At 71.1% G+C, this 7220-nt stretch carries 8 protein-coding genes; 2 read left to right on the forward strand and 6 right to left on the reverse strand.

Annotation, left to right across the window (positions count from 1 at the left end; translation table 11 throughout):
* The first annotated feature begins 117 nt into the window (after positions 1-117).
* Complete coding sequence (locus tag AVR91_RS05455; RefSeq protein WP_063275501.1) at positions 118-2226, forward strand: elongation factor G-like protein EF-G2; 2109 nt, start codon at positions 118-120, stop codon at positions 2224-2226.
* On the opposite strand, the gene AVR91_RS05460 is transcribed toward AVR91_RS05455, so the two are convergent.
* The 6 genes from AVR91_RS05460 to AVR91_RS05485 all read right to left on the reverse strand — a co-directional run bounded on the left by AVR91_RS05460 (position 2220) and on the right by AVR91_RS05485 (position 6543).
* On the reverse strand, positions 2220-2681 hold the full coding sequence (locus tag AVR91_RS05460) for an XdhC family protein (protein WP_063275500.1): 462 nt from the start codon (positions 2679-2681) through the stop codon (positions 2220-2222). The genes AVR91_RS05455 and AVR91_RS05460 overlap by 7 nt on opposite strands.
* Before the next feature lie 12 nt (positions 2682-2693).
* Entirely contained in the window at positions 2694-3176 is a 483-nt protein-coding gene (locus AVR91_RS05465) for a hypothetical protein (RefSeq protein ID WP_063275499.1), read from the reverse strand.
* Positions 3173-4318 (reverse strand): glycosyltransferase family 4 protein, encoded by a 1146-nt coding sequence (locus AVR91_RS05470; RefSeq protein WP_063275521.1) that lies wholly within the window; start codon positions 4316-4318, stop codon positions 3173-3175. The genes AVR91_RS05465 and AVR91_RS05470 overlap by 4 nt, the downstream gene beginning before the upstream one ends.
* A 22-nt stretch (positions 4319-4340) precedes the next feature.
* Entirely contained in the window at positions 4341-5258 is a 918-nt protein-coding gene (locus tag AVR91_RS05475; protein ID WP_016334779.1) for a phosphatidylinositol mannoside acyltransferase, read from the reverse strand.
* The gene (pgsA, locus tag AVR91_RS05480; protein WP_016334780.1) at positions 5255-5896 is read right to left on the reverse strand and encodes a phosphatidylinositol phosphate synthase; all 642 of its coding nucleotides are present in this window, start codon (positions 5894-5896) and stop codon (positions 5255-5257) included. The genes AVR91_RS05475 and pgsA overlap by 4 nt, the downstream gene beginning before the upstream one ends.
* A gap of 104 nt (positions 5897-6000) precedes the next feature.
* Positions 6001-6543, reverse strand: coding sequence for a MarR family winged helix-turn-helix transcriptional regulator (locus tag AVR91_RS05485; protein ID WP_043848884.1), 543 nt, complete (start codon positions 6541-6543; stop codon positions 6001-6003).
* A gap of 105 nt (positions 6544-6648) precedes the next feature.
* Here AVR91_RS05485 and AVR91_RS05490 point away from each other — a divergent pair, with 105 nt between their 5' ends.
* Positions 6649-7191, forward strand: a complete 543-nt coding sequence (locus AVR91_RS05490) for a YceI family protein (RefSeq protein WP_034307837.1) — start codon at positions 6649-6651, stop codon at positions 7189-7191.
* Positions 7192-7220: the final 29 nt, after the last annotated feature.

The raw sequence follows: 7220 nt of genomic DNA on the forward strand, positions 1-7220 counted from the left end.
CATAGCGGCGCGTCGACATTCGGGGGGTCCCTCGCCGGTCGCCTTGCCGCGACGCCCGTCGCGGGTGTGTGATCGGGGACACACCTGTACGCGGCATCGTGTGGTGAGGAGACCGGCATGGCCGACAAACAGAGCAAGAACGGAGACTCCGGGGCCGCCGTCGCTGTGGACGACCCGGCGAAGGTCCGCAACGTCGTCCTGGTCGGCCCCTCGGGATCGGGCAAGACGACACTCGCCGAAGCACTGCTGGCCGCGTCCGGCACGGTGACGCGGGCAGGCTCGGTGGTGGAAGGGACCACGGTGTGCGACCACGATCCCGCCGCGGTCCGGCAGCAGCGATCGGTCGGCCTCTCGGTCGCGCCGGTGCTCCACCAAGGGCACAAGATCAACCTCATCGACACCCCCGGGTACGCCGATTTCGTCGGCGAGCTGCGGGCCGGGCTCCGCGCGGCCGACGCGGCGCTGTTCGTGGTCTGCGCGGCGGAAGGCGTCGACGCGGCCACGATCGCGGTCTGGGAGGAGTGCGCCGCCGTCGGGATGCCGAGGGCGGTGGTCGTCTCCCGGCTGGACCATCACCGCGCCGACCCCGAAGGCGAGATCGCAGCTTGCCAAGAGGCCTTCGGCGCCGGCGTCCTGCCGCTGTACCTGCCCGCGCGCGATGGGCTCGTCGGGCTCATCACGCGCCGCTACTTCGACTACTCGCAAGGCTTCCCGCCCGAAGTCGGCGAGCCGGACGCGGCCGAACTCACCCGGATGACCGAGGCCCGCAACGAGCTGATCGAAGGGGTCATCGCCGAGAGCGAGGACGAGTCCCTGATGGACCGGTACCTCTCCGGTGAGGAGATCGCCGAGGACACGCTGATCGCCGACCTCGAAACCGCCGTCGCCCGCGGTTCCTTCCATCCGGTGATCCCGGTGTGCGCGGCGACCGGGGTCGGGCTGGCCGAAGTCCTCGACGGGATCGTGCGGGCCTTCCCGTCACCGCTGGAACACGTCCCGCCGGAGGTCACCTCCCCCACCGGAGAGCCGCACGCCGGGCTCCGCGCCGACCCCGACGGCCCGCTGGCGGCCGAGGTGGTCCGGACCGCCGTCGACTCCTACGTCGGCAGGGTCTCGCTGGTGCGGGTGTTCTCCGGGACGCTTCGCCCCGAACGGCCGGTGCACGTCTCGGGCCACGGCCTCGCCGAACGCGGCCACGAGGATCACGACGCCGACGAGCGGGTCGCGCATCTGTACTCCCCGCTCGGGTCGAACCTGCGCGAAGTCCCGTACTGCGTCGCGGGCGACCTCTGCGCGCTCACCAAGGTGGGCTCGGCGGAAACCGGCGACACCGTTTCGTCGCCGGAAGACCCGCTGATCATGAAGCCGTGGGCGATGCCGGAGCCGCTGCTGCCGGTCGCCGTCGTCGCGAAGACACGCAGCGACGAGGACACGCTGGCGCGCAACCTCTCCCGGCTGGTCGCGGGCGACCCCACGCTCCGGCTGGACCGCAACGCCGAGACCAACCAGCTCGTGCTGTGGTGCATGGGCGAGGCCCACGCCGACGTCGTGCTGTCGCGGCTCCGCGCGGGAGGTGCCGACGTGGGTACCGAACCCGTCCGCATCAGCCTGCGTTCGACCTTCGCCGGGCCGGCTCGCGGGCATGGCAGGCACGTCAAGCAATCCGGTGGGCACGGCCAGTTCGCCGTCTGCGACATCGAGGTCCAGCCCCTGCCGAGGGGGGCGGGCTTCGAGTTCGTGGACAAGGTCGTCGGTGGCTCGGTGCCACACCAGTTCATCCCGAGCGTCGAAAAGGGGGTCCGGGCGCAAGCCCAGCGGGGACTCGTCGACGGTCATCCGCTGATCGACATCCGGGTGACCCTCGTCGACGGGAAGGCGCACAGCGTCGACTCGTCGGACGCCGCCTTCCAGACGGCGGGCGCGCTGGCGCTGAAGGAGGCCGCCGCGGCGGGCAAGATCGCGCTGCTCGAACCGCTCGAAGAGGTGGCGGTGCGGCTTCCGGACGAGCATCTGGGCACCGTGCTGGGTGACCTCTCGTCCCGGCGGGGCCGCGTACTCGGTACCGAATCGGGTGAAGGCGGCCGCACGGTCATCCGCGCCGAGGTGCCCGCCGTGGAGCTGCTGCGCTACGCGATCGACCTGCGTTCCCTGACCTCGGGGACGGCGACGTTCACCCGCAGGCACGCCCGGTTCGAGCCGATGCCGGAAGGGGCGGTGGCCTACTGAAACTCGAAGCCGCCCGGCCGCCCGTTCCGGTCGGCCAGCAGACCGGCCAGGGTGGCGACGGCGATCTCGGGCGGCGTGCGTGAGCCGATGTTCAGCCCGACCGGGCGATGGACGCGCGCGATCTCGCGGTCCGGGACGTCCAGTGCCTTGAGCGCGGCGACGTGCGGGCCCGCGTGGCGCGGGTTGCCGAGCACCCCGACCCACCGCGTCGGGCGGTCCAGCACGGCCTTGAGCACTTCCCCCAGCTCGGACCGGTCGTGATCGGTGACGACGACGTCGGCGTCCGCGCCGAGGTCCGGCAGCGTCGTGACGGCCTCCAGGCCTGCCTCGACGTCCGTCGCGCGTGCGCCGTCCGGCTCGAACAGCACGGCCTTGTAGCCGAGATCCTTGCCGTAGCGCAGGAGGAACGACGCGACCGGCGTCGCGAACACCGCCACCAGCAGCCGATCGCTCATCGGTCCGTCCTCCTAAAGTTCGGGCTCGGCGATCTCGAAGTATTCCGGAAGCCGGGCGGTTCCGGCGAGACCGAAGTACCGGACCTTCCGGCGCCGCCTCAGGTGCAGGGTGTCCCGGACGGCGTCGTTGTGGACGCGCCGCGCGATGACGACGCGGTGTTCGGCGTCGGTCAGCTCTTCGGCCAGCGACGGCGGCAAGGCCGCGCGATCGACGCGCGACAGCCGCAGCGTCAGCTCGCTTTCCTCGGCTTCGCGTTCCGGCCTCGGCGCGCGCTCGGCCCGCTCGCCCAGCGTGCGCAGCTCCTCGTCACCCAGGATCGCGGCAGCCGCCCTGGCGACGACGGCGCGCCGCGCGAGGGCCGCGTCGAGCGCCGCCCAGCCCGCGTCCGTGCGGACGTGCAGCCGGTCGAGCCGGTTCGCCGTCGCGAGCAGGAACAACCCGCCCAGTACCACGATCGCGGCCACGAGACCGCCGATCCACACCCAGGTCGTCACCGGCTGAACTCGCGTTCACCCGCGCCGACCCGCCGGGGGTCGGCGGCGATCGCCGTCTCGTACACCCGCAGGACCTGCGTGGTGACCACGGACCAGTCGAACATCGCGACCCGCTCCCCCGCGGCCGCCGCCAGCGAGGCCCGGCGAGCGGGGTCTCCGAGAAGCTCGCGCAACCCGTCGGCCAGCGCCGCCGCGTCACCGGTCTCGGTCAGCATCCCGGCCTTGCCGTCGTCGAGGACGCGGCGGAACGAGTCCAGGCCGCTCGCGAGTACAGGCGTGCCCGCCGCCATCGCCTCGGTGAGGATCATCCCGAAGCTCTCGCCGCCCGTGTTCGGCGCGCAGTAGACGTCGACACTGCGCAGCGCCCGCGCCTTCGTCTCGTCGTCGACCTGGCCGAGCAGATCGATATGCGGAGCCAGCTCCGGCCCGGCCTCGCGCCGCAACTGGTCGGCGTCGCCGCGGCCGGCGACCAGCAGCCGCAGCTCCTCGAACTCCGGGAGCAGCATCCGCAACGCCTCCAGCAGGACACCCATCCCCTTGCGGGGCTCGGTGTACCGCCCGACGAACCCGACCGTGCCGCCCGCTCGCGGGTAGCCGTCCAGCGGGAGCGCGCGGGAGAAGAAGTCGACGTCGACGCCGTTGGGCACCTCGACCGCGTCGCCCCCGGCGTGTTCGACCTGGACCCGGCGGGCCAGCGCCGAAACCGCGATCCGCGCGGTGATCTTCTCCAGCAGCGGCCGCAGCACCGGCTGGAACGCCGCCAGCGTGCGCGAACGGGTCGTCGCGGTGTGGAAGGTCGCCACGATCGGGCCGTCCGCGACCTTCAGCGCCAGCAAGGAAAGGCTCGGCGCGGCGGGCTCGTGCAGGTGCAGGACGTCGAAGTCGCCGTCGCGGATCCACCGCCGCACCCGGGCGTAGGACACCGGGCCGAACTGCAGGCGGGCGACCGAACCGTTGTACGGGATGCCGAGCGCCTTGCCCGCGGGGACCACGAAATCCGGGACGTCGGAGTCCTCGTCCGCCGGCGCGAGCACCGAAACCTGGTGTCCGCGCGCCAGCAGCGCCTTCGCGAGATCGATGACGTGCCCCTGCACGCCGCCCGGCACGTCGAACGAGTACGGGCAGACGATCCCGATCTTCATGACCCGCGACTGAGCCATCCGCTCAGCTCGCTTCGCCGAGTTCGGCCTGTTCCCCGGCATCGAAGTCGGAGAGCCAGAACTTCTGCATCATGTGCCAGTCGGCCGGATGCGCGGCGATGTCACCGGCGAAGATGTCCGCCAGCGCCTGGGTGGCCGCCGGGACCTCGGACCGGTTCGTGACCCGGATCCGCGGGTGCAGCCGGATCTGCCAGCCGTCCTCGGTGAACCAGCACCCGGCCGGGATCAGCGCGGCGCCGGTGGTGGCGGCCAGCCGGGCGGGCCCGCCCGGCATGCGGGTCTGCTCGCCGAAGAACTTGACCGGCACGCCGGAGTTCGTCAGGTCCCTGTCCCCGACGAGGCAGATCGCCTTGTTCTCCCGCAGCCGCTTGAGCAGCACGCGCATCGCGGAGCTGTCGCCGGTCAGCGGGACGATCTCGAAACCGAGCGACTCCCGATAGGACACGAAGCGCTGGTACAGCGATTCGGGCTTCAGCCGCTCCGCGACCGTGGTGAAACCGCCGAGATAGTCCGCGAGCCAGACGCCGGCGGCGTCCCAGTTCCCGCTGTGCGGCAGCGCCATCACCGCGCCGTTGCCCTCGGCTAGGGCGGCGTCGAGGTTCTCCACCCCGGTGATCGACTGGGCGACCTTGCGGCTGACCTCCTTGTGATCCATCGAGGGCAGCCGGAACATCTCGTGCCAGTAGCGGGCGTACGACCGCATCGCGCGACGGGTCAGTTCGTCGAGTTCGACGCCGTCGGCCTGCGGCACGACCCTGGCGAGGTTGCGCCGGAGCTGGCGCACTCCGCCGCCGTCCCGCCGGACGGCCAGATCGGCGCCCAGCCCGAAGGTCACCGAGCCCATCGACTCCGGCAGCCAGCGCGCGAGCCGCCAGCCCGTCGCGTAGCCGAAATCACTGAGCCGCTGGGAGAACCCGCTCATGCCCCGCCCTCCGCGGCGGGTGGCCCCGCCGCCTTGGCGGCCCTCGCCGCCTTGGCCACCGCGGCCGTCCGCTGCAGCAGGGTGATCACCGAAAGCACCGCGAGGAGCCAGAGCGTGATGTCCACGGTGTACGGAACGCCCAGACCGTGCAGTCCGGTTCCCACCAGTGCGATGATCAGGCGTTCCGCGCGTTCGACGAGGCCGCCGTCCGCCTCCAGCCCGGAGGCCTCGGCGCGGGCTTTGACGTAAGAGATGACCTGCGCGAGCACCAGGCAGATCAGCGCGGCGGCCGCGGCCGGACGGTTGTCGTCGTGGACGAAGCACCACCAGGCGATCGCCGCGAACAACGCGCCGTCGACCAGCCTGTCGCAGGTCGCGTCGAGGACGGCCCCGAACGCCGTGCCGTACCCGCGGGCGCGGGCCATCGCGCCGTCGAGCAGGTCCAGCATCGCGAAGCCCCAGACGGTGAAGGTGCCCCACAGCAGCATGTCGTTGGGAAAGAAGCCGAGCGCGCACAGCACCGCCCCGGCCGTGCCGATGACGGTCATCGCGTTAGGGGTCAGACCGGCGCGCACGAGCACCTTCCCCATCGGGTCGGTGACGCGGGAAACGGAGGCGCGCGCGAAAATGTTGAGCATCGGTTCTTCAGGTGCACCTAAAGCAGCAGGGTCGGGTGGCCGCCCGAAGCCTATCCACCCGCACCGACACTCGTCGTCGCGCCCGCCCCTGGACCGCCTCCAGGTCAGTCCGCTTTGGCCAGTTCGGCCGAGTCGGCGAGGTCCGCGAGACTCTCTTCCCGCAGCGCCAATTCCGCCTCGGCCGCGGCGCATTTCGGCGACAGCCGCGCCAGCAGGGCGGCGCTGATCTCGCCGAGCGCCTTCACCTGTTCGGGGGTCAGCGGGTCGAAGAGGCTCTCGCGGACCGCCTCGACGTGCCCGGGCGCGGCCTCCTCCAGCGCGGCGAAACCTTCGGCGGTGAGCACCGCCCAGGAGCCGCGTTTGTCGGTGGGACAGGACTCACGGCGCACCCAGCCGTTCGCCTCCAGACGCGCGACCGCGTGCGAGAGCCTGCTGCGCGACGCCTTGCGCGCGTCGGCGAGCTCGCTCATCCGCAGCCGCCGCTCCGGCGCCTCGGAAAGAGCTACCAGCACTTCGTAGTAGGTGTGGGGCATGCCCGCCTCGTGCTGAAGCTGGCCCTCCAGATGCGCTTGCAGCATCCGCGTGGCCGCGGAGAAGTCGCGCCAGACTTTTTGCTCCTCGTCGGAGAGCCATCGGGGTTCGGACATGACGCCCATTCTACCCCTGGTTGAGCGTTCAACCAAATTGCGCTACAGTCACGGTTGAGCGCTCAACCAGCTCAGGGTTCACCACAGACTTTGGAGATCGAGTTCATGACCACCACCGAAATCCCGGGCTACGTCGCAGGCAAGTGGACGATCGACACCGCCCACTCCGACATCGCCTACACCGTGAAGCACCTCGGCCTGGCGAAGTCGCGGGGCAACTTCACCGCCTTCACCGGTGAGGTCGTCACCGCCGACAACATCCTCGACTCGTCGGTCACCGTCGAGATCGACGCCTCGTCGGTCGCCAGCGGTGTCGACGGGCGTGACACGCACCTCAAGTCCGAGGACTTCTTCCACGTCGACGAGCACCCGGTCATCACCTTCCGCTCGACCGGTATCCGCGAGGACGGCGGCGACTACGTCATCGACGGCGAGCTCACCTGGCGCGGCAAGACCGTTCCGGTCTCGCTCGAGGCGGAGTTCAACGGCATCGGCACCAACCCGGCCAACGACAACGCCACCACCCTCGGCGTCTCGGCCACCGCCACGGTGAACCGCCGCGACTTCGGCATCGGCCCGGAGGGCAACGCCTTCCTGTCCGAGAAGGTCAAGATCGACATCGAGCTGCAGGCCGCGCTGAACGCCTGAGCCTCGCCTCCCCAAGTGTCATGAAAGGG

This window comes from Amycolatopsis keratiniphila subsp. keratiniphila, from assembly GCF_001620365.2.
Taxonomy (GTDB): domain Bacteria; phylum Actinomycetota; class Actinomycetes; order Mycobacteriales; family Pseudonocardiaceae; genus Amycolatopsis; species Amycolatopsis keratiniphila.